This window comes from Mycolicibacterium septicum DSM 44393 (assembly GCF_000455325.1).
Classification (GTDB): Bacteria; Actinomycetota; Actinomycetes; order Mycobacteriales; family Mycobacteriaceae; genus Mycobacterium; species Mycobacterium septicum.
Genome location: NZ_HG322953.1, coordinates 497,984 through 523,416 on the forward strand (window position 1 = coordinate 497,984; position 25,433 = coordinate 523,416).

The 25,433-nt window shown below is 67.3% G+C and carries 29 protein-coding genes and 1 tRNA gene; 16 read left to right on the top strand and 14 right to left on the bottom strand.

Features of this window, described 5'->3' with window-relative positions; genetic code table 11:
* Positions 1-268 precede the first annotated feature (268 nt).
* The 5 genes from TX88_RS29165 (at position 269) to era (ending at position 4,434) form a co-directional block, all read left to right on the top strand.
* Entirely contained in the window at positions 269-1,315 is a 1,047-nt protein-coding gene (locus TX88_RS29165; protein ID WP_044523108.1) for a PhoH family protein, read from the top strand.
* A complete protein-coding gene (gene ybeY, locus TX88_RS29170) occupies positions 1,312-1,848 on the top strand; it encodes an rRNA maturation RNase YbeY (RefSeq protein ID WP_044523112.1) in 537 nt (178 codons plus the stop codon). The genes TX88_RS29165 and ybeY overlap by 4 nt, the downstream gene beginning before the upstream one ends.
* On the top strand, positions 1,845-3,146 hold the full coding sequence (locus TX88_RS29175) for a hemolysin family protein (RefSeq protein ID WP_044523115.1): 1,302 nt from the start codon (positions 1,845-1,847) through the stop codon (positions 3,144-3,146). Before ybeY ends, TX88_RS29175 begins: the two co-directional genes overlap by 4 nt.
* Entirely contained in the window at positions 3,139-3,456 is a 318-nt protein-coding gene (locus tag TX88_RS29180) for a cytidine deaminase-like protein (RefSeq protein WP_044523118.1), read from the top strand. Before TX88_RS29175 ends, TX88_RS29180 begins: the two co-directional genes overlap by 8 nt.
* 78 nt (positions 3,457-3,534) lie before the next feature.
* Positions 3,535-4,434, top strand: a complete 900-nt coding sequence (gene era / locus TX88_RS29185; protein WP_044523123.1) for a GTPase Era — start codon at positions 3,535-3,537, stop codon at positions 4,432-4,434.
* A gap of 19 nt (positions 4,435-4,453) precedes the next feature.
* On the opposite strand, the gene TX88_RS34395 is transcribed toward era, so the two are convergent.
* The 5 genes from TX88_RS34395 to TX88_RS29205 all read right to left on the bottom strand — a co-directional run bounded on the left by TX88_RS34395 (position 4,454) and on the right by TX88_RS29205 (position 8,761).
* The gene (locus TX88_RS34395; RefSeq protein ID WP_162563230.1) at positions 4,454-4,594 is read right to left on the bottom strand and encodes a hypothetical protein; all 141 of its coding nucleotides are present in this window, start codon (positions 4,592-4,594) and stop codon (positions 4,454-4,456) included.
* A gap of 303 nt (positions 4,595-4,897) precedes the next feature.
* Positions 4,898-5,467 (bottom strand): hypothetical protein, encoded by a 570-nt coding sequence (locus TX88_RS29190; RefSeq protein WP_049925500.1) that lies wholly within the window; start codon positions 5,465-5,467, stop codon positions 4,898-4,900.
* A gap of 4 nt (positions 5,468-5,471) precedes the next feature.
* Complete coding sequence (locus TX88_RS29195) at positions 5,472-5,786, bottom strand: ESX-1 secretion-associated protein (protein ID WP_044523125.1); 315 nt, start codon at positions 5,784-5,786, stop codon at positions 5,472-5,474.
* Positions 5,787-5,804: 18 nt separating this feature from the next.
* Positions 5,805-7,085, bottom strand: a complete 1,281-nt coding sequence (locus TX88_RS34400; RefSeq protein WP_049925502.1) for an EspA/EspE family type VII secretion system effector — start codon at positions 7,083-7,085, stop codon at positions 5,805-5,807.
* A 188-nt stretch (positions 7,086-7,273) separates the two neighbouring features.
* The gene (locus TX88_RS29205) at positions 7,274-8,761 is read right to left on the bottom strand and encodes an amidase (protein ID WP_044524254.1); all 1,488 of its coding nucleotides are present in this window, start codon (positions 8,759-8,761) and stop codon (positions 7,274-7,276) included.
* Positions 8,762-8,824: 63 nt separating this feature from the next.
* On the opposite strand from TX88_RS29205, the gene recO reads away from it, so the two are divergent.
* Genes recO through TX88_RS29225 form a run of 4 tightly spaced genes read left to right on the top strand, consistent with a single transcriptional unit; the run spans position 8,825 to position 11,360 of the window.
* Positions 8,825-9,679: a DNA repair protein RecO gene (gene recO, locus TX88_RS29210; protein ID WP_044524257.1), complete on the top strand. Its 855-nt coding sequence runs from the start codon at positions 8,825-8,827 to the stop codon at positions 9,677-9,679.
* On the top strand, positions 9,615-10,508 hold the full coding sequence (locus tag TX88_RS29215) for a decaprenyl diphosphate synthase (RefSeq protein ID WP_044523128.1): 894 nt from the start codon (positions 9,615-9,617) through the stop codon (positions 10,506-10,508). Before recO ends, TX88_RS29215 begins: the two co-directional genes overlap by 65 nt.
* 1 nt (position 10,509) lies before the next feature.
* Complete coding sequence (locus tag TX88_RS29220; protein ID WP_044523131.1) at positions 10,510-10,956, top strand: hypothetical protein; 447 nt, start codon at positions 10,510-10,512, stop codon at positions 10,954-10,956.
* Complete coding sequence (locus tag TX88_RS29225) at positions 10,953-11,360, top strand: NUDIX hydrolase (protein ID WP_044523142.1); 408 nt, start codon at positions 10,953-10,955, stop codon at positions 11,358-11,360. Before TX88_RS29220 ends, TX88_RS29225 begins: the two co-directional genes overlap by 4 nt.
* Here the strand turns inward: TX88_RS29225 and TX88_RS29230 are convergent.
* Positions 11,353-11,751, bottom strand: coding sequence for a Fur family transcriptional regulator (locus tag TX88_RS29230; RefSeq protein ID WP_044523152.1), 399 nt, complete (start codon positions 11,749-11,751; stop codon positions 11,353-11,355). The two genes, TX88_RS29225 and TX88_RS29230, sit on opposite strands and share 8 nt — an antisense overlap.
* Positions 11,748-12,116, bottom strand: a complete 369-nt coding sequence (locus tag TX88_RS29235; RefSeq protein ID WP_044523159.1) for an ArsR/SmtB family transcription factor — start codon at positions 12,114-12,116, stop codon at positions 11,748-11,750. Before TX88_RS29235 ends, TX88_RS29230 begins: the two co-directional genes overlap by 4 nt.
* A gap of 97 nt (positions 12,117-12,213) precedes the next feature.
* Here TX88_RS29235 and TX88_RS29240 point away from each other — a divergent pair, with 97 nt between their 5' ends.
* Positions 12,214-13,599 carry a glycine--tRNA ligase gene (locus TX88_RS29240; RefSeq protein ID WP_044523162.1) on the top strand — a complete coding sequence of 462 codons (1,386 nt, stop codon included), beginning with the start codon at positions 12,214-12,216 and terminating at the stop codon, positions 13,597-13,599.
* On the opposite strand, the gene TX88_RS29245 is transcribed toward TX88_RS29240, so the two are convergent.
* The 3 genes from TX88_RS29245 to TX88_RS29255 are packed head-to-tail and all read right to left on the bottom strand — an operon-like array spanning position 13,586 to position 15,831.
* Positions 13,586-14,116: a DUF302 domain-containing protein gene (locus TX88_RS29245; RefSeq protein WP_044523172.1), complete on the bottom strand. Its 531-nt coding sequence runs from the start codon at positions 14,114-14,116 to the stop codon at positions 13,586-13,588. The genes TX88_RS29240 and TX88_RS29245 overlap by 14 nt on opposite strands.
* Complete coding sequence (locus TX88_RS29250; RefSeq protein ID WP_044523180.1) at positions 14,113-15,135, bottom strand: alcohol dehydrogenase catalytic domain-containing protein; 1,023 nt, start codon at positions 15,133-15,135, stop codon at positions 14,113-14,115. The genes TX88_RS29245 and TX88_RS29250 overlap by 4 nt, the downstream gene beginning before the upstream one ends.
* Before the next feature lie 12 nt (positions 15,136-15,147).
* Positions 15,148-15,831, bottom strand: coding sequence for an SDR family oxidoreductase (locus tag TX88_RS29255; RefSeq protein ID WP_044523183.1), 684 nt, complete (start codon positions 15,829-15,831; stop codon positions 15,148-15,150).
* A gap of 115 nt (positions 15,832-15,946) precedes the next feature.
* On the opposite strand from TX88_RS29255, the gene TX88_RS29260 reads away from it, so the two are divergent.
* Entirely contained in the window at positions 15,947-16,399 is a 453-nt protein-coding gene (locus TX88_RS29260) for a winged helix-turn-helix transcriptional regulator (RefSeq protein WP_044523187.1), read from the top strand.
* 36 nt (positions 16,400-16,435) lie between these two features.
* Here TX88_RS29260 and TX88_RS29265 read toward each other — a convergent pair whose 3' ends face one another.
* Positions 16,436-18,463, bottom strand: a complete 2,028-nt coding sequence (locus tag TX88_RS29265) for a TPM domain-containing protein (protein WP_044523189.1) — start codon at positions 18,461-18,463, stop codon at positions 16,436-16,438.
* Between the two features lie 59 nt (positions 18,464-18,522).
* Between TX88_RS29265 and TX88_RS29270 the strand changes: the two genes are divergently transcribed.
* The 3 genes from TX88_RS29270 to TX88_RS29280 all read left to right on the top strand — a co-directional run bounded on the left by TX88_RS29270 (position 18,523) and on the right by TX88_RS29280 (position 22,055).
* Positions 18,523-19,797, top strand: coding sequence for a deoxyguanosinetriphosphate triphosphohydrolase (locus TX88_RS29270; RefSeq protein ID WP_044523192.1), 1,275 nt, complete (start codon positions 18,523-18,525; stop codon positions 19,795-19,797).
* Positions 19,798-19,801: 4 nt separating this feature from the next.
* The gene (dnaG, locus tag TX88_RS29275; RefSeq protein WP_044523194.1) at positions 19,802-21,700 is read left to right on the top strand and encodes a DNA primase; all 1,899 of its coding nucleotides are present in this window, start codon (positions 19,802-19,804) and stop codon (positions 21,698-21,700) included.
* 61 nt (positions 21,701-21,761) lie between these two features.
* Positions 21,762-22,055 (top strand): DUF7155 family protein, encoded by a 294-nt coding sequence (locus tag TX88_RS29280; protein WP_205264042.1) that lies wholly within the window; start codon positions 21,762-21,764, stop codon positions 22,053-22,055.
* Positions 22,056-22,057: 2 nt separating this feature from the next.
* Here the strand turns inward: TX88_RS29280 and TX88_RS29285 are convergent, their stop codons facing one another.
* A complete protein-coding gene (locus TX88_RS29285) occupies positions 22,058-22,321 on the bottom strand; it encodes a hypothetical protein (RefSeq protein WP_044523198.1) in 264 nt (87 codons plus the stop codon).
* Between the two features lie 160 nt (positions 22,322-22,481).
* Between TX88_RS29285 and TX88_RS29290 the strand changes: the two genes are divergently transcribed.
* Positions 22,482-22,554: transfer RNA gene (locus tag TX88_RS29290), tRNA-Asn, on the top strand.
* A gap of 23 nt (positions 22,555-22,577) precedes the next feature.
* Here the strand turns inward: TX88_RS29290 and TX88_RS29295 are convergent.
* Positions 22,578-22,892 (bottom strand): hypothetical protein, encoded by a 315-nt coding sequence (locus tag TX88_RS29295; protein WP_044523202.1) that lies wholly within the window; start codon positions 22,890-22,892, stop codon positions 22,578-22,580.
* 147 nt (positions 22,893-23,039) lie between these two features.
* Between TX88_RS29295 and TX88_RS29300 the strand changes: the two genes are divergently transcribed.
* The gene (locus TX88_RS29300) at positions 23,040-23,531 is read left to right on the top strand and encodes an LppP/LprE family lipoprotein (protein ID WP_044523204.1); all 492 of its coding nucleotides are present in this window, start codon (positions 23,040-23,042) and stop codon (positions 23,529-23,531) included.
* Positions 23,532-23,537: 6 nt separating this feature from the next.
* Here the strand turns inward: TX88_RS29300 and TX88_RS29305 are convergent.
* Positions 23,538-25,433: acyl-CoA dehydrogenase family protein (locus TX88_RS29305; protein ID WP_044524267.1), on the bottom strand; the 1,896-nt coding region annotated here is incomplete at its 5' end.

Genomic DNA, 25,433 nt, shown 5'->3' on the forward strand with positions numbered 1-25,433 from the left:
CCGGCGCAAACGTCGCAACAGGCGACACACTCGGCGCAGGGTCTGGCAGGTCACCCCTCCGGGAGGTTCGCGTGCCACCCGGACTGGCCGCGCCATCACGCTGACCTGTGTGTTCACCCGGCCGGCCGGTTCGGCCCGGCAACCGCGCGGCGCCGATCGCCATCAGCCTGCTTAACCATTGGGGCGTGTCGTTGACCAGCGGTAAACTGGCAACAGTACGACGGCAGCCGGCCGTCTTGAAAACACGGAAAGCAGGCACAAACTCCACGTGACGCCCCGCGACACGACCGCTGACTCGTCGGCCACCGCATCGGAATCTGTCCGCAGCAGCATCACCGTTCCGCCCGACATCATCGTGGGCCTGCTCGGCTCCGCTGATGAGAATCTACGGGCACTCGAAAGACTTCTGACCGCCGACATTCACGCCCGCGGCAACGAGATCACCTTCACCGGCGAGCCTGCCGACGTGGCATTGGCCGAACGTGTGGTTGCCGAGCTGATCGCCGTCGCCTCCAGTGGACAGGCGGTGACGCCCGAGGCGGCGCGGCACAGCGTCGCGATCCTCACCGGCACCGAAGACGAGTCGCCGGCCGAGGTGCTGACGCTCGACATCCTGAGCCGCCGCGGCAAGACCATCCGGCCCAAGACGCTCAACCAGAAGCGCTACGTCGACGCCATCGATGCGCACACCATCGTGTTCGGCATCGGCCCTGCCGGTACCGGCAAGACGTACCTGGCGATGGCCAAGGCGGTCAGCGCGCTGCAGACCAAGCAGGTCAGCCGGATCATCCTGACCCGCCCCGCGGTGGAAGCCGGTGAGCGCCTTGGTTTCCTGCCCGGCACGTTGAGCGAGAAGATCGATCCGTATCTTCGGCCGCTGTATGACGCACTGCACGACATGATGGACCCCGAGCTCATTCCGAAACTGATGAGCGCCGGGGTGATCGAGGTCGCGCCGCTGGCCTACATGCGCGGCCGGACCTTGAACGACGCGTTCATCATCCTCGACGAGGCACAGAACACCACCGCCGAACAGATGAAGATGTTCCTGACCCGTCTCGGGTTCGGATCCAAAGTCGTTGTCACCGGCGATATTACGCAGGTTGACCTGCCCGGCGGCAACACCTCGGGCCTGCGCGCGGCGATGAACATCCTCGACGGTATCGACGACATCCATTTCGCCGAACTCACCAGCGCCGACGTGGTCCGCCACCGCCTGGTGTCCGAGATCGTCGACGCCTACGCCCGACATGAGGAGCCGGCCTTGCTCAACCGTGCCCAACGCCGTTCACCGAACGGACGACCCCGCCGATGAGCATCGAGGTATCCAACGAGTCGGGCATCGACGTCTCCGAGGACGAACTGATCAGCGTCGCACGCTTCGTCATCGCCAAGATGGACGTGAATCCGGCCGCCGAACTGTCGATGGTGCTGTTGGACAGTGCCGCGATGGCCGACCTGCACATGCGGTGGATGGACCTGCCGGGGCCCACCGACGTGATGAGCTTCCCGATGGACGAGCTGGAGCCGGGAGGCCGACCGGACGCACCTGAGCCGGGTCCGTCCATGCTCGGTGACATCGTGTTGTGCCCGGAATTCGCCGAGCAGCAGGCCACCAAGGCCGGGCACTCGCTCGGCCAGGAGCTGGCGCTGCTGACCGTGCACGGGGTGCTGCATCTGCTCGGCTACGACCATGCCGAGCCGGACGAGGAAAAGGAGATGTTCGCGCTGCAGCGTCAGCTCCTCGAGGAGTGGGTGGCTGATCAGGTCGAGGCCTATCACGCCGACCGGCAGAGCCAGAAGGATCAGCGCCTGCTGGACAAGTCCCGATACTTCGACGAACCGTGAGCGGCATACTTCCGCTGCTCGGCGCCGTGGTGCTCGTCGGGTTCGGGGGCTTGTTCGCGGCCATCGACGCCGCGCTGTCCACCGTCTCGATCGCGCGGATCGAAGAGCTTGTGCGCGACGAACGTCCCGGCGCGGCACGGCTCAGTCGGGTGGTCGCCGAGCGACCCCGCTATATCAATCTTGTTGTGCTGCTGCGAATCACCTGCGAGATCAGCGCCACGGTCCTGCTCGTGTCCTTCCTCGACGGGCACCTCGGTGTCAGCTGGGGTCTGGTTGCCTCGGCGGCGATCATGGTGGTGACGAGCTTCGTGGCCATCGGCGTCGGGCCGCGCACGGTCGGCAGGCAGAACGCCTACTCCATCGCGCTGATCTCGGCGCTGCCGCTGCAGGCGATCTCGGTGTTGCTCACCCCGATCAGCCGGCTGCTGGTGTTGATCGGTAACGCGTTGACTCCCGGCCGCGGCTTCCGCAATGGACCGTTTGCCTCCGAGATCGAGCTACGTGAAGTCGTCGACCTGGCCCAGCAGCGCGGCGTGGTGGCCGACGAGGAACGCCGGATGATCCAGTCGGTGTTCGAGCTCGGCGACACCCCGGCCCGCGAGGTCATGGTGCCGCGCACCGAGATGGTATGGATCGAAAGCGACAAATCGGCAGGTCAAGCGACGTCACTGGCGGTGCGCAGCGGACATTCCCGCATCCCGGTGATCGGGGAGAACGTCGATGACATCGTCGGCGTGGTCTATCTGAAAGACCTTGTCCAGCAGACCTATTACTCGACCAACGGTGGCCGTGACACCAACGTCGCACAGGTGATGCGACCGGCGGTGTTCGTCCCGGACTCCAAACCGCTCGACGAACTGCTCAACGAGATGCAGCGCGACCGCAACCACATGGCGCTGCTCGTCGATGAATACGGCGCGATCGCCGGCCTGGTCACGATCGAGGACGTGCTGGAGGAGATCGTCGGCGAGATCGTCGACGAGTACGACGCCGGTGAGGTGGTTCCGGTCGAAGACCTCGGTGACCGTCAGTACCGGGTGTCGGCACGGCTGCCGATCGAAGACCTCTGCGAACTCTACGAAATGGAGTTCGACGAGGATCTCGACGTGGACACCGTCGGCGGCTTGGTGGCCTTTGAGTTGGGCCGAGTGCCGCTGCCCGGCGCCGAAGTCACGTGGGACGGCCTGAGGCTGCGCGCCGAGGGGGATTCCGACCACCGTGGACGGGTGCGGATCGGCACAATTCTGGTCAGCCCGGCTGAATCTGAGAAACAGGAGACCCGAGGTACCGATGACTGAGCTCGACGCAGAAGACAACAAGCTCGTGGTGCTGGCCCGTGGCGCGATGGGTCGCGCCGAGGCGTCAACGGGCGCGGCGGTGCGCGACCAGGACGGCCGCACCTATGCCGGCGCCCCGGTGACCCTGGCGGCGCTGCAGCTGACTGCGTTGCAAGCGGCGGTGGCCGCCGCGGTGTCCAGCGGTGCCACCGGGCTCGAGGCCGCAGTGCTGGTCGGCGGTGCCGCTGACGACGCGGGCGTCGCGGCGGTGCGGGAACTGTCCGCCGACGCCGCGGTGATCGTCACCGATCGGGCGGGAAAACCGCTGTGACACTGCCGAGACTGCGCACAGATCGTGTTTCAGGTCCAGATGGCGATCTCACCGCAGTTTCGGTGATAGGGGAGAACGATGAGTGAGTTCCGTTCCGGCTTCGTCTGTTTCGTCGGCCGGCCCAACACCGGCAAGTCGACGCTGACCAACGCGCTGGTAGGCCAGAAGGTCGCGATCACCTCGAACCGGCCGCAGACCACCCGACACACCATCCGCGGCATCGTGCACCGTGAGGACTTCCAGATCATCCTGGTCGACACCCCGGGGCTGCACCGTCCGCGCACGCTGCTCGGGCAGCGGCTCAACGACCTGGTCAAGGACACCTACTCCGAGGTGGACGTGATCGGTCTGTGCATCCCCGCCGATGAGCGCATCGGTCCCGGTGATCGCTGGATCTATCAGCAGATTCGCGCGGTCGCGCCCAAGACCACGCTGATCGCTGTCGTCACGAAGATCGACAAGGTGCCCAAGGAGCGGGTCGCCGAGCAGCTGATGGCCGTCAGCGAACTCCTGGGGCCCGATGCCGACATCGTGCCGGTCTCGGCCACCGCCAACGAACAACTCGACGTGCTCACCGACGTCCTCGTCTCCAAACTTCCGCCGGGGCCTGCGTATTACCCCGACGGCGAGCTCACTGATGAGCCCGAGGAAGTACTGATGGCCGAGCTCATCCGCGAGGCAGCCCTGGAAGGCGTGCGCGACGAATTGCCGCATTCACTGGCTGTGGTCATCGAAGAGGTCGAGGAACGTGAGGGCCGTGACGATCTCATCGATGTGCACGCCATCCTCTACGTCGAGCGCGACAGCCAGAAGGGCATCGTGATCGGCAAGGGTGGCGCGCGGCTGCGCGAGGTCGGCACCGCCGCCCGCACCCAGATCGAAAAGCTGCTCGGCACAAAGGTTTATCTCGACCTGCGGGTCAAGATCGCCAAGAACTGGCAGCGCGATCCCAAGCAGCTCGGCCGGCTGGGCTTCTGATCGGGCGGGCGAGTCGCCGCTATTTGCTCGCTATCACGGCGATCCCGATCACGAGCGCGATGCCGATAATGGCGACGCCGAGAATGATCAGCCCTGTTTTGACGCGTTCCCGTGCGTTCTTGCCGAGGCCTTGTGAGGCGGAGTCGCTGGCGAAGAACATCAGGTTGTCCAGAATCCGCCAAACCCTGGAGTTGCCGTCGTCCCGCTTGGCAGTGGGCTGTGGGACAGCGGGTGGCGGGTAATACGGGGGTTGTGGCTGGGCGCCGTACGGCGGGTAAGGCTGAGCAGGCGGGTAGCCACCGTTGGGCGGATAACCGTATCCATGGGGTCCAGGTGGGGCGGGCGGATATTGCCCCGGCGGAGGTTGTTGGGGGTGGTACGGATCCGGATAGCTCATTGCGGCATTCCCCTTGCCCTATTCGATAGCCTGCGAAATCCTACCTGGCCGACGAACTGCTGACGGTCAGCGTTCGCCACGCAGATACTGCGCCATTGCCTCGGCCTGAGCGGCCTCGGCTTGAGCGGGTGTGGGCAGATCGATCATGTCGTCGATGAACTGTTCGGCGACTTCCTGATCCATTCCCTGGTACATGAGTAGACCTTGCACCATCGCGCGCTGGATTGCGCGGCCCTGCAGGTTTGCGAGCTTGGCCGTAGCCATGATGTTGCGTGCGAGGTCGGATTCGGTCATCGAGGCTGTCGACGGGGCCAACTCGATCCGATTGACGGCGCCCGAGATCGTGGCGTGCGCCGTGATGGTTCCGGCCGGGTTCGTTACTCCGAATGTGACCGGTCCCGACGACGTGTCGTCCGATTCATCATCATCGGCCGAGGCCGGCGCGGGGAGATCAGCGAAATCTGTCGTTGGGCCGCTGGGGGATTCGTCGACAGTGAACGCGTCGAGCCCCGACCAGTCGTCGTGGTCGTCGTGGTCGTCGTGGCTGTGCATGTCGTCGCCGAAACCCAGCGCATCCAGGTCGCCCGGAGACTGCTCGTCCTCGGGATCATCGTCGTCCCAGGTGTGATCGGTCATGTGATCAGCAGTGCATCGTCCGGCCGAGGGTGCCGGATTCTTGCGCGTCGATCTGGTCGTACTGCGAGGCCGCCGTGGTCAGGTTCCGCGACAGGCCGTTTGACGCATTCATCATCGCTTCGGAAGCGGATTTGCGGGCTTCGTTCGCTTCGCACAGTGCTTGCTGCGACGACCAGCAGATCGGGCCGTGCGTTGCCAGCACCTTCCATTCCACATACGACGTCGTATCGCCTGCCGCGGAGAATCCGGCCGCGGCGGTGTCATGCGTGGTCGACATATCTCGGAGGTCCGAAGTGAGGACGTTCAATTCGTCGGACATGAAGTGGTCCTTTCGCGGTTACACATCAGTTGTGAGGCGCTGCGGCGCAGCATGATTCGCGGTGTGGGCGCCGGAGGCAGCGTTGATCGGTGCTCGGCCGGCCTGCGATTCGCCATCCGCCGCGCCGGACTGGCCGCCATTCTGCGCGTTCGGGTCTTGCTGATCGGACTGCTCCACTGCCTGCATCACGGTCTCGACGACCTGGCCGGCAGCGCCCACGAGGCTGCCGAGTGTGCCGGCACCGCCGCCTCCGGAACCACCGCCCATTTGAGGAAGTGACGGCATGCCGCCCATCCCGGCGCCACTGCTCGCGCCACCGCTGGACATGCCGGTCGTGCTCGGCATCGATGCCCCAGATCCACGGCCGCCACCAGTGCCCGATCCGCCACCGCTCCCGGGGCCGCCACCGGCGCCTGTGCCCGAGCCACCGCCGGCACCCGAGCCACCGCCGCCGGTCTGGTTGCCCGAATTTCCGGTGCTTGTCGGTCCCGTGCTTGGGGGTCCGGTCTGGGTGCCGGGGGTGTCCTGCCCGGAGGGATTGTCCGGCTTGTTGGATCCGGGGCCGTTACCGGCCGGGGTAGGCGAACCCGTCCCGGACTGGCTCACCGCGCCCGCTTGCCGGTACTTATCCGTGGCTTCTCGTATCTGCGCCGCATTGTCCTGCGCGTAATTCATCAGATTGCCGACTGCGACGCCGGCGAATGCGCTCGCTGTGGCTACCGCAGCGATTTGGAGGGCAATCGACTCCGGGGCGCCCAGGACGGTGGCCTCCAGTGCCATCGCCACGGGAATCATCGCCGCCAAACCTTTTGACGCCCAGTCGACTTCGGTACGGGCATGGTCGACTTGTTGCGCCTGCGTAGACAGGATCCGAACGATGTCATTGTCGGCTTCGAGCATGGTTGTCGCGCGTTGGATCTGGTGCGAGTTCTGCGACATGTAGGCGTCGGAGGCAGAGCCAGACCATGTTTCGGTGGGGTAGGCGCCTTCGAGGCTCTTCCCGTTGGACTGGAACAGCTTGGCGCCGTCGCTGAAGGCGCCACCGGTGTCTGGGCTTCCCTGTCCCATGGTCTTACTGGTTCCCGTCAGCACCATCAGGCCGCCGGCGATCACCGGTGTGGCGACGGCTTCGGGAATGAGCAACTGCGCCCATTTTCCGGCGTCGCCAACCAGTCCGACCGCGCCTATCGGATCGCCCTCCATGAGCTTCTTGAGGTCGCTGTATGTGCTCCAAGCCAGCGACCCGATCTTGAACTTGCTGGGCCCCTTGCTGCCCTCACTGTCCTGTGCCCCCGTCATTCAGACGCCCGCGTATCGCCCATGGATGCATCAGTGTGCACGCCTCTTGACCCTCCCGACAGCTTGAACAATTTCGTCGCGGCCCCCACGCCGTGGATTCGAGCGTAGCAACGGGTGGCAGGCGTCAATTGCACCAATTTTCACAGCGATTCGACGGCTTCCTGTCAGGTGTGACCAGCGCTTCCGCCCTACCCGTCTAGCGCGTTGATCGCTGCAGCGGCCTGTGACGCGTCGGTCCGCGACGGGGCATTCCACCAGATCTCGGGTTGCTTGGCGGCCCAGCCGGTGATCCCCTCCAACTCGGCGGCCAGCGAGATCAGCAGCGGCTCACTGTCGGCCGGCCCCATCAACTGGACGCCGATCGGCAGCCCGTCGGAGGTGAAGCCCGCGGGCACACTGATCGATGGCCAGCCCAGCAGGTTCCACGGCCAGGTCACCGGGCAGGCGGCGATCGAGCTGCGTTCGGTGGCAGACCACCCGCGCCGGTCGAATTCGTGTGTGAGCGGCGGAGGTTGGGCGGTGGTCGGCGCGATGATGACGTCGACGAGGTTGAAGATCCAGGACACCCGCCGCTGTACGGCGGCCTCGTGCGCCCGGGCTTTGCGGAGGATGTGCTGGGACAACAGCCGACCGATCCTCATGTTGGCCAGGGTGCGCTCGTCATAGGGCACGTCGCCGAGCCGGTCGGTCCAGTCCAGCAGGCCCGCGGTGGAGCGGGCCAGGAAATCCCATGACATCCGCAGGCTGTAGTTGGGGTCTTTGGCCACCACGGTGTGACCCAGCTGCCCGAGTTGATCGGCCAGGCCCTGCAGGGCGTCGCGGATCTCGGGGTGCAACGTGGCCGGGAAACCGGTGAACGGGAACTTCGTCGACATGGCCACCCGGAGCGGTCCGGGTGCGCGGGCGACGTGCTCGGCGGCCTCGATCGGTGCCGGCTTGTGGAGATCGCCCTCGGCGTTACCCGATGCGGCGTCGAGCACCAGGGCCGCGTCGGTGACGGTGCGGGCCAGCACACCGTTGACCGTGATGCCGTTGAAGGCCTCGGGCAGCGGCCAGGTGGAGATGCGTCCGCGTTGGGGCTTGATGCCGACCAGGTGCGTCCACGCCGCGGGGATGCGGACGCTACCCGCGCCGTCGGATCCGATGGCCGCGGTCACCAGGCCCGCGGCGACGGCCGCGGCGCTGCCACCCGAGGACCCACCCGGGCTGTGCTTGCGTGACCAGGGGTTACGAGTGTGCCCGAAGCCCGGACCGCCGGTGAACGGCCACTGCCCGAGTTCGCAGGTGTTGGTCTTGCCGACGATCACCGCGCCGGCGGCCTTCAGGCGGCGCACAACTTCGGCGTCGGCGGCGGCGACGCGGGTGGAGCCGTCGGTGCCGAACCGGGTGGGCACCCCGGCGACGTCGACATCGTCCTTGACCGCGATCGGGATTCCCAGCAGCGGGAGTTGTTTGCCGGCCGCGCGAACCGTGTCGGCCTTGGCGGCGTCGGCCAGCGCCTGCTCGGTCAGCACGACGCGGAATGCGTTGAGGGTGGACTGGCTCGCGGTGATGGCGTGCAAAGACTGACGTACCAGTTCTTCAGAAGTGACTGCGCCGCTGGCAAGTTGGTAGAGCTGATTGGTCAGGGTGGGAAATCGGGGTGAGCTCGGGTCGGAAGTCGCAGATTTGGCCATCACTTTCGAGAATATCGGCGGTGCATAACGGAACCTGTCCGGCCATGGTGCGACACTGTCACGATGCGGCTGTACCGGGACCGGGCGGTGGTGCTGCGCCAGCACAAGCTCGGCGAGGCCGACCGGATTGTCACCCTGCTCACCCGCGACCATGGTTTGGTGCGCGCGGTGGCCAAGGGGGTCCGGCGTACCCGCAGCAAGTTCGGCGCGCGGCTGGAGCCGTTTGCCCACATCGACGTGCAGCTGCATCCGGGACGCAACCTCGACATCGTCACCCAGGTGCAGGCCATCGACGCGTTCGCCGCCGACATCGTCAGTGACTACGGCCGCTACACCAGTGCGTGCGCGATGTTGGAGACCGCCGAGCGACTGGCCGGCGAGGAGCGGGCACCGATGCCCGACCTGCACCGGCTCACGGTGGCCGCGCTGCGGGCCATCGCCGACGGGCGCCGGGCCCGCGAACTGGTGCTGGACTCCTACCTGCTGCGGGCGATGACGATCGCCGGGTGGGCGCCGGCACTGACCGAGTGCGCCCGCTGCGCCGCGCCGGGTCCGCACCGGGCATTCCACGTCGCCGTCGGCGGCAGCGTCTGCGTGCACTGCCGGCCCAGCGGATCCAGTACCCCGCCGCAGCCCGTGTTGGAGCTGATGTCGGCGCTGCACGAGGGGGACTGGGAGTACGCCGAGGCCTCCTCATCGGGGCATCGCAGCCAGGCCAGTGGGCTGATCGCAGCGCATCTGCAGTGGCACCTGGAGCGCCAACTGCGGACATTGCCTCTGGTCGAGCGGGTGTACCGCATCGATCGGACAGTCGCCGAACAGCGCTCGACGCTGGTCAGGCAGGATATGGGCCATGGCATTGACGAAGGACGGGAAGCGGGGCAAGTCGACCTACCCACAGCTGCCCCCGGCGCCTGAGGACTATCCGGTCTTCCCGGACACCTCGAGCTGGCCCGTCGTCTTCCCGGAGATTCCGGCCGGCACCAACGGCCGCTTCGCCCGCCCGCCCCAGCACACCTCCAAGGCCGTCGCGCCCCGGATCCCTGCCGACCAGGTGCCCAATCACGTCGCCGTGGTGATGGACGGCAACGGTCGCTGGGCCACCCAGCGTGGCCTGGGCCGCACCGAGGGACACAAGATGGGCGAGGCGGTGCTGATCGACATCACCTGCGGCGCCATCGAACTGGGCATCAAACACCTCAGCGTCTACGCGTTCTCGACGGAGAACTGGAAGCGCAGCACCGAAGAGGTCCGGTTCCTGATGGGCTTCAACCGGGAGGTGGTGCGCCGCCGCCGGGAGAACCTGAACGCCATGGGCGTGAACATGCGCTGGGTCGGGTCGCGGCCCAGGATGTGGCGCAGCGTCATCAAGGAGTTCGACATCGCCGAGGAGATGACGGTCGGCAACGACGTCATCACCGTCAACTACTGCGTGAACTACGGCGGGCGCACCGAGATCGTCGAGGCCGCGCAGGCACTGGCCGCCGAAGCCGCCGAGGGCAAGATCAACCCGGGCCGGATCAGCGAGGCGTCCTTCGCCAAGCATCTGCACCGTCCCGACATCCCCGATGTGGACCTGTTCATCCGGACGTCGGGGGAGCAGCGGGCCAGCAACTTCCTGCTGTGGCAGTCGGCCTATGCCGAGTTCGTGTTCCAGGACAAGCTGTGGCCGGATTACGACCGGCGCGATCTGTGGGCGGCGTGCGAGGAGTACGTGAACCGCAACCGTCGATTCGGCAGGGCCTGACATGCCGGGCCTCCTGCAGCGGCTGTCCTCGGCTCTCGGCGAGGTGATGTCCGTCGTCGAGGAAGAGGACAGCGCGTTGACGGTGACCGTCGAGGGTTCGGTGGCCTCGGTGCGGGTGGTGGCCATCGCCGAGGATCTGGAGATGGTCTCGCTGACCCAGCCGCTGGCCTGGGATCTGCCGCTGAACAACAAGATTCGCGAACGGGTGTCCGACCATGCCAGCAAGACCATGCTGGGCACGGTGGTATTGGTGGAGAAGTTGGTCGAAACACCGACCAACGGCGCGACCCCCAAGGGCGCTGCGCGCAAGCGGCCGGCCAAGAAGGTCGCCGACGTGATGCTGCGCTACAACTTCCCGGCGGCCGGGCTCACCGACGACGCGCTGCGCACGCTGATCCTCATGGTTCTGGCCACCGGCGCCGATGTCCGCCGGGACCTGATGTCGTGACCCCTCCGGTCATCCGCATCGTCGCCGCCGTAGTGCTCGACGAGCGTGACCGGCTGCTGGTGGTCCGCAAGCGCGGCACGACGGCATTCATGCAGCCGGGCGGGAAGATCGAGCCGGGGGAGCAGCCGATCGAGGCCCTGGCCCGGGAGGTCCGCGAGGAACTCGGGGTCGGATTCGCGCCGTCCGAAGCCGAAGAGCTCGGCCGCCACAGCGCACCGGCAGCCAATGAACCCGGCCACTCCGTCGACGCGTGGCTCTACCTGGTGAGCCTGGACGGCGAGCCGCAATCGCAGGCCGAGATCGCCGAGATGACCTGGATCGACCTCCATGCGCCTGGTGACATCGAGCTCGCCCCGCTGACCCGTGACACCGTGCTGGCCCTGGCGCGCGATCGGGTCAGTTGATCCCGTCGCTGCAGCCGCGGCACATCCCGAAGATCTCGATGGTGTGGCTGACGTCGGAGAAACCGTGCTCGCGGGCCACGTCGGCGGCCCAGGCTTCGACCTGGCCGCCGGAAATCTCGACGGTGGCGCCGCACTCCCGGCACACCAGATGGTGGTGATGGTCTTCCGAGCAACGCCGGTAGACGGACTCGCCCGTGTCGGTGCGCAACGTGTCGACGCTGCCGGTGGTGGCCATGGCCTGCAGGGTGCGGTACACCGTGGTCAGGCCGATGCCCTGGCCGCGGCGGCGCAGTTCGTCGTGCAGCTCCTGGGCTGAGCGGAATCCTTCGGTTTCGTTGAGCAGGTCGGCGATGGCCGCGCGCTGTCGGGTGGACCGGACCGCCCCTGTCACTGCTGTTCCTCGCTGGCGTGGGCGACCGCGTCGGCGACGATATGGGCAAGGTGATGGTCGACGAGGCGGTAGAGGACCTCACGTCCCGCGCGCTCGCTGGCCACCACCCCGGCCTGCTTGAGAATGCGCAGGTGCTGGCTCACCAGTGGCTGCGGCACGGCGAGTGCGTCGACCAATTCGTGGACGCAGCGCTGGGACTGTTGCAGCTGCAGGACGATGGCGATCCGCAGCGGCGCGGCCAGCGCACGCAGCAGTTCGCCGGCGGTGTCGAGGACCTCACGCGACGGCATTTCCGACGCCGGGGCGGCGTTGTGCTCGCGAGCATCGTCGTGTTGATTTACCGTGATATTGGAAATCGTTTCCATTACGGGCCACAATACATGCGCGATATCGCATGTCAACCGCTCCCGCGGTCGCGGCGGATTATCGCTGGCGGCAGGCTGGTCGCTACGCTGATGCACCGTGGCATCCATCATCGATACCGTTGCGAACCTGGCGAAACGCCGTGGCCTGGTCTTCCAGTCCGGTGAGATCTACGGCGGCACCAAGTCCGCGTGGGATTACGGCCCGCTCGGTGTCGAGCTCAAGGAGAACATCAAGCGCCAGTGGTGGAAGTCCATGGTCACCGGACGCGACGACGTCGTCGGCCTGGACAGCGCGATCATCCTGCCGCGCCAGGTGTGGGTGGCCTCCGGCCACGTCGACGTCTTCAATGACCCGCTGGTGGAGTGCCTGAACTGCCACAAGCGGCACCGGCAGGACCACATGCAGGAGGCCTACGCGTTGAAGAAGGGTCTCGATGACCCGGATTCGGTGCCGATGGACGAGATCGTCTGCCCCGACTGCGGCACCAAGGGCCAGTGGACCGAGCCCCGTGACTTCAACATGATGCTCAAGACCTACCTCGGCCCGATCGAGTCCGAGGAGGGTCTGCACTACCTGCGTCCGGAGACGGCCCAGGGCATCTTCGTCAACTTCGCGAACGTGGTCACCACCGCGCGCAAGAAGCCGCCGTTCGGCATCGGCCAGATCGGCAAGAGCTTCCGCAACGAGATCACGCCGGGCAACTTCATCTTCCGCACCCGCGAGTTCGAGCAGATGGAGATGGAATTCTTCGTCGAGCCGTCGACCGCGGGTGAGTGGCACAAGTACTGGATCGAGACCCGGCTGCAGTGGTACATCGACCTCGGCATCAACCGGGACAACCTGCGCCTCTACGACCACCCCAAGGAGAAGCTGTCGCACTACTCCGACGGCACGGTCGACATCGAGTACAAGTTCGGTTTCGCCGGCAACCCGTGGGGTGAGCTGGAGGGCATCGCCAACCGCACGAACTTCGACTTGTCCACGCACTCAAAGCATTCCGGTGCCGACCTGTCGTTCTACGACCAGGGCACCGACACCCGCTACGTGCCCTACGTGATCGAGCCGGCAGCCGGCCTGACCCGTTCGCTGATGGCGTTCCTGGTCGACTCCTACACCGAGGACGAGGCCCCCAACGCCAAGGGCGGCGTGGACAAGCGCACCGTGCTCAAGCTCGACCCGCGGTTGGCCCCGGTCAAGGCCGCGGTGCTGCCGCTGTCGCGCAACGCCGACCTGTCACCCAAGGCCCGTGACCTGGCCGCGGAGCTCCGGAAGTTCTGGAACGTCGAGTTCGACGACGCCGGTGCCATCGGCCGGCGCTACCGCCGCCAGGACGAGATCGGCACGCCGTACTGCGTGACGGTCGATTTCGACACCCTGGAGGACAACGCGGTCACCATCCGTGAACGCGACGCCATGACCCAGGAGCGCATCGCCCTGGACAAGGTGTCGGACTACCTGGCCACGCGGCTCAAGGGCGCCTAGCCCTAGGCTCGCCCCGCAGGGGTGCGGGCACGTCGCCGTCGAGCAGGCCGATCAGCGTCGCCAGCAGGGCGTCGAGTTCGGCGCCGACGGCGGCGATCGCCGGGTTGTCGTAGCTGCTGAACAGCAGGCTCGGCTGGTCGACGGCGAGCACGGTGCCGTGGGGACCGGCGTAGAGCAGTGTGCGCAACGGCGCGTGCAACATGACACCCGGATCGTGGCGGAACATGCGTTCGGCAATGGTGTGGTTGCCCATCAGGTACTCGGTGGCCTGCCCGTTCGATCCTGACCCGGCCATGGTCGGGGCGACGTCGAAGCTGAGGTAGCGCAGGAACCCGTGTGGCGCCTGCTCTTTGGCTACGGCGAGTACCTCGTCCCAGTCCGATGCGGCGGCGAAGGCCGCGTCGTCGAATGCGGGCACCAGGGTTTCGTATCGCTCGCGGGCCCGCTCATAGCTGTCGGGCAGGGCCACCAGAAGGCGGCGGTTCGGGTGGTCGACGATGCCGCTGTGCCGTGTCATCGTGGCGTCGCGATCTCGAGGACGACGCGGAAGCGGGCCCGGCCGGACATCATGTGTGCGTAGGCCTTCGGGGCGTCCTCGAAAGGCATCACCTCGACCATGGGGGCGATGCCGGACGCGAGGCTGAATGCCAGATTGTCCTCGTTCTCGACGGCCGATCCGGTGAGGCTGCCGACGATGCTGCGTCCTCCGAAGATCAGGGTGGCGGTGTCGACCTCAATCGGATCCGACGCGGCACCGACGACGACGAGTCGGCCGTGCGGTGCGAGCCCCGCGACGAGCGGGCTCATCGAAGCGCCACTGGCGGCGGTGGCAACGATGGCCGCGGCGCCGCCGAGCGCGGTGAGCGCCTCACCCGGATCGGCCGCGGCACTGTCGATGTAGTGGTCGGCGCCCAGAGTCCTTGCCAGGTCGGCTTTCTCGGAGCCGCGGGCGATCGCGGCGACCCGGTAGCCGAGTTTCTTGGCGTACTGCACGCCCAGATGCCCCAGCCCGCCCAGGCCCTGTACACCGATCAGCGCACCGTTCGGAGCCGGCGTCGTTCGCAGCGCGTTGAACACCGTCACGCCCGCACACAACAGGGGAGCGGCGGTGATCGCATCGAGTTCGTCGGGCACCCGCACCAGCCCGGTGGCCCGGGCGTAGACCATCTCGGCGTAGCCGCCGTCCGCGTTGGTGCCGGGGAGCGGCTGATCGGTGCAGTTGACGAAATCGCCTCGGCGACAGTACTCACACTCGTTGCACTGCCCGCCGAGGAATCCCAGGCCGACCCGGTCACCGACGGTCCACGCGGTGACCCCGTCGCCCACCGCGTCCACGATCCCGACGATCTCGTGACCGGGGACCACCGGCTGCTGTGGATCGGGTCGCTGGCCCTCGACCGCGAGGAAGTCACTGTGGCACACCCCGCAGGCGTGCACCCGGATCCGGACCTGGCCGTGTCCGGGTGGAACCACCTCGCGTTCGACGAGTTCGAACTGTTGTTGGCCGGTCACCTGATAGGCGCGATATGTCGACATGGCGGCGCCTGCCTACGAGGCCTGGAACAGGGGTGCGTGCACCTGGCGGGTCAGTTCGTCCGCCAGTACTTCCGGTGCGCCGGAGACGATCCCGTCGACGATCTGCCGGGCGACGTCGGCCGGGTCGTTCTTCGGGACATCGAGATCGGCAGTCATCGAGGTGTCGGTGTACCCGAGGTACACGCCGACCACATCGGTGCCCTGCTCGCGAAGTTCCAGCCGCAGAGAGTTGTTCGCAGACCACAGGGCCGCCTTCGAGACACCGTAGGCGCCGTAGCCGGGCAGCCACGACAGCACCGATGCGATGTTCACGATCGCGCCGTTGCGGTTGGCCAGCAGCGGTGCGAAGGCTCTGGTCACCCGCAGTGCGCCGAAGAAGTTCGTCTCCAGCACCGAACGAATCTCGTCGAGGTCGTCCGCCGCCAGTGAGTGGCCGCCGAGTACGCCGGCGTTGTTGACGATGACGGTGGCATCGGCGGCGACCTCGGCCAGCCGGGCGACGTCGTCGCCGTTGGTGACGTCGGCCTGTACGACCACCACCCGAGGGTCGGCCGCGGTGCCGGGACGCCGGCTGGTGGAGTACACCTTGGCAGCGCCGCGCGCCAGGAGTTCATCCACGATCGACTTGCCCAGTCCCTGCTGGCCGCCTGTCACGACGACCGTCGCACCCGCTACCGGTGTTCCTGTTGCTGCCATGTCGAACTCCTTTGATTCGAGTGTTGACCTCGGCCGACTCCGATGGCCTTCCGGGTGTCACGTCTGCCAACGTAGCAATCTGAGTTTGAATTCCCAACCCAGCTATGATGTGAGTATGCCCGCAGAACCGTGGTCCGACGCCGCCTGCCCGATCGCCCGCACCATGTCGGTGCTGGGGCAGCGGTGGGCGATCCTGATCATTCGAGAGGCGCTGTTGGGCCGCTCCCGGTTCTCGGAGTTCCGCGAACATCTGGGAGTGGCCTCCGACGTGCTCAGCGCGCGGCTGTCCGAGTTGGTGGAAGCCGGCATCCTCGACGTCGTGGACTACCGGGAGCCCGGCGATCGCACCCGCAGCCGCTATGTGCTGACCGACGCCGGATATGACCTGGTGCCCGTGCTGGCGGCGATGGGGCAGTGGGGTCACGAACACCTTGCCCGGCCGTACAGCAGCGGCTACCGGTTCGTCGAAACGGAGACCGGGGAACCGGCCCGGATCGGATTCCGCCGCACTGACGGCTCCTCGGTGCCGGCCGGGCAGGTCACTATCACCGAAACCCGGGGCGGCTAACCGGCGTTACTGCCCGGCCCGTTGCCGCCTGGCCGACTAGAAGCGGCCGCCTCCGCCGCCGTAGCTGCGGCCCGACGAATGTGACGCGCCGCCATAGGACGTCGGGCGGCCCATGCTGCGGCCACCGCCCCAGCTGCCCCCGTACCCGCCGCCGAAGCCGCCACCGAAACCGCCGCCGCCGCGCAGGACGTTGCCGATGAGGATGCCGCCGAGTACGGCACCCATATCGGAGCCGCCACCGCCGCCGTACTGCGTGGTGTAGGACCGCTGCGCGGCCCGCACGTCATCGTTGGCCAGACCCTGCGCCTGGGCGGCCAGCGTCGACGCCCCGTTGGCGTGCGCCACCGCCTCGTTGGGATTCTCGGCCCGCTTGGCTTCTGCGGCCTGAAGCTGCCGTTGCGCCTCGGCCAGCCGGGTGCGGGCCTCCGGTCCGATGCTGCCGCGCCGCGTCTCGATGAAGTCCGATACCGCCTTGATCCGGGACTGAGCGGTGAACAGGGCCTGCTCCAGCGCCCGGGCCAGCCGCTCGGCAGCCTCCTGCTGTTCGTGCACGCCGGCCAGCAGCTGGTCGAGTTCGGCGTCGGCCTTGGTCAGCCGGGTGAACGTGCCCAGCGGGTCCGCCTTCCCGTTGGCCGCCGCATCGTCGGCAGCCTTCTTCGCGGCGTCACGGGCCGCGCCGAGTTTGTCGGCCTGTGGCGTACCGGCTTGCCCCAGTAGCGAATTCGCCTGGTCGATCCCGGCCTGAATGTCGGTGATGGCCGCGGGCAGGCCGGCCAGCGCCCGATTGATATCGGACGCCGCGCTGTCCACCGCGTCGAGCAGGGTGCGGGTCTGATCCAGGGCCGACTCGGCCGAGCGCACCGCGTCCACCAGTGCGGTCTGGTCGGTGGCCGGCCGGGAGACCAGGGCGCGGGCCGAGCTGATGCTGCGATCGGCGAACGCCAGCCGCTCTTTGGCGGTGTCCACATTGGTGGCCACCGAAGTGAGGGCGGTCGCGTCGAACTGGGTGTGCAGGGTGTCCAGGGTCTGCCGGGACGGGTCGATGCGGGCGGTCAGGTCGACCATCTGCTGGGTCATGGCGTCCAGCCGTGTCGGGGCGTTGATCACCAGATCGCGCAGCTGCTCGAACGCCTGGCTCTGGGTGTCGAGCTCACGGTCGGCCCTGGCCGCCGACACCACCACCCGGGTCAGCATCTCGCGCTGTTGCAGCGGCGTCTCGGGCACGTCGTCATCGAGGGTTTGGCGCACGGTGAAGGCTTGGGCCAGGGCGGTTTTCGCGTTCGCCAGGGCCGCGGTGAACGGTTCGGTGCGCTTGGCCCCGAACTCCTCGACAGCCAGTTCGAGCTCGGCCTCACTGGTGCGCACGGCATTGTCGACGTCGACCACGATCGAGCGGGACAGCTCGTCGAGCGCCTCTAGCGGCACCGCGGCCAATGCGTTGGCGTCGGTCGGATCGACCCGCTTGGCGGCCTCGAACTCGGCGTGGCGGCGCTTGGCGCGCCGCCGGCGCGACCACCACCACAGCAGACCGGCCAGCACCAGGATCACGCCAAGCGCGATCAGCACGCCTGGCCACGAGATGCTGGGCGCCGCGGGGGATTCGGGTTGGGAGTTCAGCCCGTTGGCCGCGGCGATGGCTGCGCCGGCCCAGTCGTCACGGCGCAGGGCCGGGGTGATGCTGTCGCGCCGGATGTCGTCGGCGCGGGCCGAGCTGGTGACGGTGGAGGGCACCTGGAAGGCGAACGCCCGGTCCACCGTGGCGACGGCGAGCAGCGCGTCGTCGTCACCGAAATCGCTCAGCTGCATGGTCTTCTGGGCCCAGCCGGCCTGGCCCTGGCCGGCGAAGTCCTCGGTGAAGATCACCCACAGCTTGATGTGGCGATCCTCGTAGAGCCTGTCGATCGCACGCTGGAGGTTGCCGCGCTGGGCTGCCGAGAGCGCCCCGGCGTTGTCGGTGAGTTGGGTGGCCAGCCGCAACGGTGGTTCGGCGGCGGCGCCGGGGGCGACCAGCAGTCCGGCAATCAGGATCGCGAGCAGCATGGACAGCACACGGGCGATACGCATGACCGTCAATCTAGTGCGCTGCGGGGTCTCAGCGTCGCTTCCTGGCAGACTGTGCGTCGGTGAACGCGGATACGCAGGCCTGCTACAGCGACTTCGACCGGCAACGTCTGGTGGTCGAGGCGCCCAAGGGTGCTGCGCTGCCCGGGACCGACACCGAGCACCGTACGGCCTTCGCCCGCGACCGGGCCCGCGTGCTGCACAGCGCGGCGCTGCGGCGGCTGGCCGACAAGACCCAGGTGGTCGGTCCGCGGCACGGTGACACCCCGCGCACCCGGCTCACCCATTCACTTGAGGTGGCACAGATCGGACGCGGTATGGCGATCGGGCTCGGCTGCGATTCCGACCTGGTCGACCTGGCCGGCTTGGCCCACGACATCGGCCACCCGCCCTACGGGCACAACGGCGAGCGTGCCCTCGACGAGATCGCCAAACCGTTCGGCGGGTTCGAGGGCAACGCGCAGAACTTCCGGATCCTCACCCGGCTGGAGCCCAAAGTCCTTGATGCCGAGGGTCGTTCGGCCGGGCTCAACCTGACCCGGGCCGCACTGGACGCGGTGGCCAAATATCCATGGCCCAGCTTCGGCACCCGCAAGAAGTACGGCTTCTACGACGACGACGCCGATGCCGCCGCCTGGGTACGAGCCGGTGCACCCGCCGAGCGGCCATGCCTGGAGGCCCAGGTGATGGACTGGGCCGACGACGTCGCCTATTCGGTGCACGACGTCGAGGATGGCGTCATCTCCGGACGCATCGACCTGCGGGTGCTCGGCGATCCCGATGCCGCCGCCTCGCTGGCGGTTCTGGGTGCCCGGTCCTTTCCCACGGTCAGTCACGACGACCTGCTGGCTGCCGCCGAGCGGCTGTCGCATGTTCCGGTGGTGGCCGCAGTGGGGAAGTACGACGGAACCCTGGCCTCCTCGGTGGCGCTGAAGACCCTGACCAGTGAACTCGTCGGCCGCTTTGCCAATGCGGCGATCACCCAGACCCGGGCGGTGGCCGGCGACGGGCCGTTGCGGCGGTTTGACGCCGAGCTGTCGGTGCCGCCGCTGGTGCGCGCCGAGGTGGTGCTGCTCAAGATGCTGGCGCTGCAGTTCATCATGTCCGACCACCGGCACCTGCAGATCCAGGCCGATCAGCGCACGCTCATCCACGAAGTCGCCCTCGCATTGTGGGCGCAGGCGCCGGGCAGTCTGGACCCGCAGTTCGCGCCAGAGTTCGACCTCGCTGCCGACGACGGCGCCCGGCTGCGCGTGGTGGTCGACCAGATCGCGTCCTACACAGAGAGCCGGTTGGAACGAGTGCACGAGGCACGCTCGCCCAGACCTCTAGAATGAGCCGGTGGCCGGCCGGATTTCAGATCGAGATATCGCGGCCATCCGTGAAAAAGTCCGGATCGAAGATGTCGTCGGCGACTACGTCCAGCTGAGGCGGGCCGGGGCCGACTCGATGAAGGGCCTGTGCCCGTTCCACGACGAGAAGTCCCCGTCGTTCCACGTGCGGCCGAACCACGGTCACTTCCATTGCTTCGGCTGTGGCGAGGGCGGCGACGTGTACGCCTTCATCCAGAAGATCGAGCACGTCACGTTCGTCGAAGCGGTCGAATTGCTGGCCGACAAGGTCGGCTACACCGTCACCTACACCGGCGCGTCGACCACCAACGTCCAGCGCGACCGGGGCAGCCGCAGCCGGCTGCTGGCCGCCAACACGGCAGCCCAGGAGTTTTACGCCGAGGCGTTGGCCTCAGACGAAGCCGCCGAGGCCCGCAAGTACCTCACCGAGCGCAACTTCGACGCCGCCGCGGCGGCCCAGTTCGGGTGCGGCTTCGCACCGTCGGGGTGGGACAAGCTGACAAAGCACCTGCAGCGCTTGGGTTTCGAGTTCAAGGAGCTGGAAGCCGCCGGGCTGAGCCGGGAGGGCAAGCGTGGACCGATGGACCGGTTCCATCGCCGGCTGCTCTGGCCGATCCGGGTGTCCTCGGGCGAGACCATCGGCTTCGGCGCGCGCCGGCTGTTCGACGACGACCAGAACCAGGCCAAGTACGTCAACACCCCCGAGACCGTGCTGTACAAGAAGTCGCAGGTGCTGTTCGGGCTGGACCGCGCCAAACGTGACATCGCCAAGGGGCACCAGGCCGTCGTCGTCGAGGGCTACACCGATGTGATGGCCATGCACATGGCCGGGGTGACCACCGCCGTGGCCTCGTGCGGCACCGCCTTCGGCGAGCAGCACCTGTCGATGCTGCGCCGGCTGATGATGGACGACAACTTCTTCCGCGGCGAGTTGATCTACGTGTTCGACGGTGACGCCGCCGGCCAGGCGGCCGCGGTGAAGGCGTTCGAGGGGGAGCAGAACCTGTCCGGGCAGTCGTTCGTGGCGGTGGCCCCCGACGGGATGGATCCGTGCGATCTGCGACTGCGCTCCGGCGACGGCGCCGTGCGTGATCTGGTCGCACGACGAACCCCGTTGTTCGAGTTCGTGATTCGCAGCGCGCTGGCCGAACATGACCTGGACAGCGCGGAGGGCCGGGTGGCGGCGCTGCGGCGCTGCGTACCGATCGCGGCCCGCATCAAGGATCAGACCCTGCGCGACGAGTACGCCAGACAGCTGGCCGGTTGGGTCGGTTGGGACAACGTCGCGCAGGTGATCGGCCGGGTGCGGGAGGAAGCCAGCGGCGGCCGTAAGGACTCGCGGCGCCAGCCCGCGCGGCAACAGGCAAGACCCGCGGCGGCCCCCGTGTCGCGCCCCAATCCGACCGATCCGACGCTGTGGCCGCAGCGCGAGGCCCTCAAAGCTGCCCTGCAGTATCCGGCGATCGCCGGACCGGTGTTCGATTCGCTGACCGTCGAGAGCTTCACCCATCCGGGGTACGCCGCGGTGCGTGCGGCGATCGAGGCGGCCGGCGGCATGGCGGCGGGCAAGTCCGGGGCCCAGTGGATCGAGGCCGTCCGCGAGCAGACCACGTCGCCGGCGGCGGCCAGTCTGGTCAACGAGCTGGGCGTCGAGGCCATCAACGTCGAGGACGACGAGCACCTGCCGCGCTACATCAGCAGCGTTCTGGCCCGCCTGCAGGAAGTTTGGGTCGGCCGTCAGATCGCCGAGGTGAAGTCCAAGCTGCAACGCATGTCGCCGGTGGAGCAGGGAGACGAATATCACGCTCTGTTCGGTGACCTGGTGGCCATGGAGTCCTACCGGCGCAGCCTGCTGGAACAGGCCAGCGGCGACGACCTGACTGCGTGATCACCCACATCGCGATAGGGTGACGGCAGTCGGGCCCCCACACGCGAAAGAGGCAATCCCGGTGACACTGTTCAGCACGCAGACGCGGCGTTACGTTGCAGTCGGCGCATTCGCGCTGGTCGCAGGGGCGGCAGCGGCTGCCCCGGCGTTCCTCGCAACCTCCACGTCCGGCCCCGAGGTCTCGGCCCAGCCGGCCTGCCTGGCCTGGTTCGGCAACAAGGAGGACGGCAAGTGCCTGTCCTACTCCAACGGGATGCCCGCCAACGTGGGGACGCCGTGGGTGGGCGTCGGTCAGAACGGCGTGGTGACCGGCCCGCTGCTGCCGGGCACGTCGATCAACCAGGGGATCGGCTAGCCCTACCAGCGAGTTTTCGCCGAACCGTCGGTGCTCTCCTTCGTGGAGAACACCGACGTTTCTGCGTCTATGGGGGTCAGCGTGAGGAACTGCGGGTCGGGTGAGACCTGCTTGGCGATCTTGCGTCGTCCGGCGTCGATCACCGCCTTGGTGGCCGGATTGGCGGTCACCGCGCGATAGGTACTGGCGATCTGCTCATAGCGGCGTCGCCCGGCCTTGGCGCCCAGCACGTAGCCGACGGCGATCACGGCGGCATAGCGGATCACAGCATTCCTCCCAAAGCGACGGGCTTCCCAGGACGACCAATGTCTGTGCTCCATCCTGCCTCACCATCGCCTCGGCGCGCCCGTCTGGGAGCGAGTTGGCGGCGGCGGCGGTCCGTACGCTAGAGTCAACGCTCGGCCGCGGAGCTTCCGCGGAAGGTAGTCCCCTGTAGCTCAATTGGCAGAGCTCCCGACTGTTAATCGGGCGGTTATTGGTTCGAGTCCAATCGGGGGAGCAAGTTCTCTCAAACCCCAGTCCTTAGGATTGGGGTCGGGTCTGGGCCTGACGGGCCGCCTGGGTAAGCGCCTCCACCAGTGGATTGGACGCCGACGCGAGAGCTTTCCGCTCCTCTTCGGACAGTTGGTAGAACGTCCACACGCCCCAAGCCGCCGGCCGCACATAGACCGTCACCTGTTGCCGGTTGTTGGCGAGCACGGCCGGGACGGGGACGGCGCGATCGAGGGTGGCCGCGCTGGACATCTCCTCGGCGATCTGTTGGACATTGACTGATTCCTGCAGTTGGTACAGGACGGCCTTGTTGGCGGGGCCTTCCATGGCGAGGAACCAAGCCATCGGTGTTCTCCTTGGGGTCAGTGGTCGCACGCGGGTCCTTTGACGGATCGCGAGACGGATCGTGAGTCAGATCGCAAACAGTGTCACCTATCGACGCGCCGTCGTCAGCCCACTCGCTGAGCCGGACTGATTGGCTACCCTTGGGGAGTGCACCCACGGCTGATCGCCATCGTCGCCTTCGTCGGTTTCCTAGCGGTTGGTTGCGGCTGGAGTCCGTCGTCCGCGCCGCCACCGAAGCCCGATACCTGCGCGCCGTCGGACGGCCCCAGCGCCGACACGGTCGCCGATCAGATCGCCAAACTGCCCGCACCCGCTGCGGGCAAGGAATGGACCCAGATCGGCACGGGGCATACCACCAACTGCCGGCTGTATTGGGTGCAGGTGGGCCAGACCAACCCCGATCCGAACAGCGTCGGGCAGCTGTTGTTCTTCGACCGGCAGACCCCCATCGGTCCGGCCACCCCGGAGCCGCGGCCCTACATCAACGTGGTCACCAACGCCGACGACAGCGTGGTGGTGAACTACCAGTGGCAGCAGGGCCACGACTCAGCCAAGTCGCCTACCGGAATCGCCACCGTGCGGTTCCGGATCGGGGACGACGGCAAACTGGTTGCCGTCGACCCGATTCCGAAGCCCTGAGGCGCCTCAGCCGTTGACCAGCTCGGCGGGGTCGAGCATCGCCGCGTAGCGCAACTGCTCGGGGATGCCGAATCCGTCGACGAGGGTTTCGACGTGCGGGCGCAGTGAGCGGCAGCGTTCGTTGATCCCGCGCGTCACGGCCTTGGCACGTTCGGTGGACAGGTAGCGGTGTTCGATGAACCAGGCCTTGTCGTCCTCGATCACCGACAGCGCGTACAGATCGCAGACATCCTGGAGGAGTTCGCGGGCGGTGTCGTCCTCGCAGGCGTCGATGCCGGCGACGAACGCTTCCAGGATGACCCGGTCGATGTGTGCCTGAGCGGCATGCAGCACATGGTCCTGTACGGAGTTGAACGCGTCGAAGGCCGACATCTCCTTGGCCTTGCCCTGCAGCCGCCGCGCGACCGAGGCCAGCATGTACTCCTCGCGGTCCTCGAACATCTTGACCTGGGTGCCGCGGTTGAACAGGCTGCCTTCCTCCTCGTTGTCCTGGCGGGTGTCCAGGACGGTTTGGATGATGGTCTCCGCGGCAGTGCGTTTGAGTACCCGCTCACCGGCGTAGTTGGCCGCGAACCGGACCCATTCGACCGGGCTCATGCCCTTGATGTCGTCGGCGTAGGCGGTGAGCAGCTCCTTGGCCACCAGTTGGGTGAGCACATGGTTGTCGCCCTCGAAGGTGGTGAACACGTCGGTGTCGGCACGCAGGGCGATCAGCCGGTTCTCGGCGAGATAGCCTGCGCCGCCGCAGGCTTCGCGGGCCTCCTGGATGGCGCGGCTGGCGTGCCAGGTGTTGGCGGCTTTCAGGCCCGCCGCACGGGCTTCCAGTTCGCGCTGCTCCTCGGCGTCGGGATCGTCGGAGGTCTGCAACTCATGGCATTTGGCCACCAGTTCGTTCTGGGCGAACTGCAGCGCGTAGGACTTGGCGATCAGCGGCAGCAGCCGGCGCTGGTGCACCAGGTAGTCCATGATGAGGACTTCCTCGGTGCTCTTCGGGGCCTCGAACTGCCTGCGTTCCAGCGCATATCGGGTGGCGATGTCCAGTGCCACCCGCGCCGCCGCCGCGGCGCTGCCGCCGACGGTGACCCGGCCGCGGATCAGGGTGCCCAGCATCGTGAAGAACCGGCGCCCCGGGTTCTCGATCGGTGAGGTGTACGTGCCGTCGGGGGCGACGTCGGCATAGCGGTTGAGCAGGTTCTCCCGCGGCACCCTTACCTGGTCGAACACGATGCGGCCGTTGTCGACGCCAGGTAGCCCGCCCTTGTAATGACAGTCCGACGTCGTCACCCCGGGCAGGTCGTTGCCCTCGTCGTCGCGGATCGGCACCACGAGACAATGCACGCCGTGGACCTCGCCGTCCGGAGTGATCAACTGCGCGAAAACTGCTGCCACCCGAGCGGTTTCGGCGGCCCCACCGATGTAGTCCTTGCGCGCGGTGGGGGTGGGGGAGTGAATGACGAATTCCTGGGTCGCCGGATCGTAGGTGGCGGTGGTCTCCAGCGACTGCACGTCGCTGCCGTGGCCGGTTTCGGTCATCGCGAAACAACCCACCAGGTCCAGGTCGATCAGTGGCCGGACATAGGCCTTGTGGTGGCGTTCGGTGCCCAGGTTCTCGATGGCCCCGCCGAACAGGCCCCACTGCACCCCGGCCTTGACCATCAGCGACAGGTCGCTCATGGCCAGCATCTCGATCTGGGTGATGGCCGCGCCGACGTCGCCGTTGCCGCCGTGCTCCTTGCGGAAGCCGTCCTCGGCAGCACCGGCCGCGGCCATGATCTTGAGCTGCTCGCCCACCTTCGCCCGAGCGATCACTGTATTGGGGGTGTAGTGCGGTCGGAAGATCTCGTCCGACAACCTGGCCCGCATGGCGTTCTTGACGTCGCGCCAGCGGCCGTCCAGCGCATT

Excerpts from the sequence above, each read along its gene's own strand:
- TX88_RS34395 (WP_162563230.1), bottom strand. The coding sequence starts at position 4,594 with ATGTTCTTCGCCAGCGACTCCGCCTCACAAGGCCTCGGCAAGAACGCA.
- TX88_RS29195 (WP_044523125.1), bottom strand. The coding sequence starts at position 5,786 with ATGTCCGACGAATTGAACGTCCTCACTTCGGACCTCCGAGATATGTCG.
- TX88_RS29245 (WP_044523172.1), bottom strand. The coding sequence starts at position 14,116 with ATGACACGGCACAGCGGCATCGTCGACCACCCGAACCGCCGCCTTCTG.
- TX88_RS29265 (WP_044523189.1), bottom strand. The coding sequence starts at position 18,463 with ATGCGTATCGCCCGTGTGCTGTCCATGCTGCTCGCGATCCTGATTGCC.
- TX88_RS34400 (WP_049925502.1), bottom strand. The coding sequence starts at position 7,085 with ATGACGGGGGCACAGGACAGTGAGGGCAGCAAGGGGCCCAGCAAGTTC.
- TX88_RS29255 (WP_044523183.1), bottom strand. The coding sequence starts at position 15,831 with ATGGCAGCAACAGGAACACCGGTAGCGGGTGCGACGGTCGTCGTGACA.
- TX88_RS29250 (WP_044523180.1), bottom strand. The coding sequence starts at position 15,135 with ATGTCGACATATCGCGCCTATCAGGTGACCGGCCAACAACAGTTCGAA.
- TX88_RS29215 (WP_044523128.1), top strand. The coding sequence starts at position 9,615 with ATGGCATTGACGAAGGACGGGAAGCGGGGCAAGTCGACCTACCCACAG.
- TX88_RS29180 (WP_044523118.1), top strand. The coding sequence starts at position 3,139 with ATGACTGAGCTCGACGCAGAAGACAACAAGCTCGTGGTGCTGGCCCGT.
- TX88_RS29260 (WP_044523187.1), top strand. The coding sequence starts at position 15,947 with ATGCCCGCAGAACCGTGGTCCGACGCCGCCTGCCCGATCGCCCGCACC.
- TX88_RS29190 (WP_049925500.1), bottom strand. The coding sequence starts at position 5,467 with ATGACCGATCACACCTGGGACGACGATGATCCCGAGGACGAGCAGTCT.
- TX88_RS29220 (WP_044523131.1), top strand. The coding sequence starts at position 10,510 with ATGCCGGGCCTCCTGCAGCGGCTGTCCTCGGCTCTCGGCGAGGTGATG.
- TX88_RS29235 (WP_044523159.1), bottom strand. The coding sequence starts at position 12,116 with ATGGAAACGATTTCCAATATCACGGTAAATCAACACGACGATGCTCGC.
- TX88_RS29205 (WP_044524254.1), bottom strand. The coding sequence starts at position 8,761 with ATGGCCAAATCTGCGACTTCCGACCCGAGCTCACCCCGATTTCCCACC.
- TX88_RS29295 (WP_044523202.1), bottom strand. The coding sequence starts at position 22,892 with ATGGCTTGGTTCCTCGCCATGGAAGGCCCCGCCAACAAGGCCGTCCTG.
- recO (WP_044524257.1), top strand. The coding sequence starts at position 8,825 with ATGCGGCTGTACCGGGACCGGGCGGTGGTGCTGCGCCAGCACAAGCTC.
- ybeY (WP_044523112.1), top strand. The coding sequence starts at position 1,312 with ATGAGCATCGAGGTATCCAACGAGTCGGGCATCGACGTCTCCGAGGAC.
- era (WP_044523123.1), top strand. The coding sequence starts at position 3,535 with ATGAGTGAGTTCCGTTCCGGCTTCGTCTGTTTCGTCGGCCGGCCCAAC.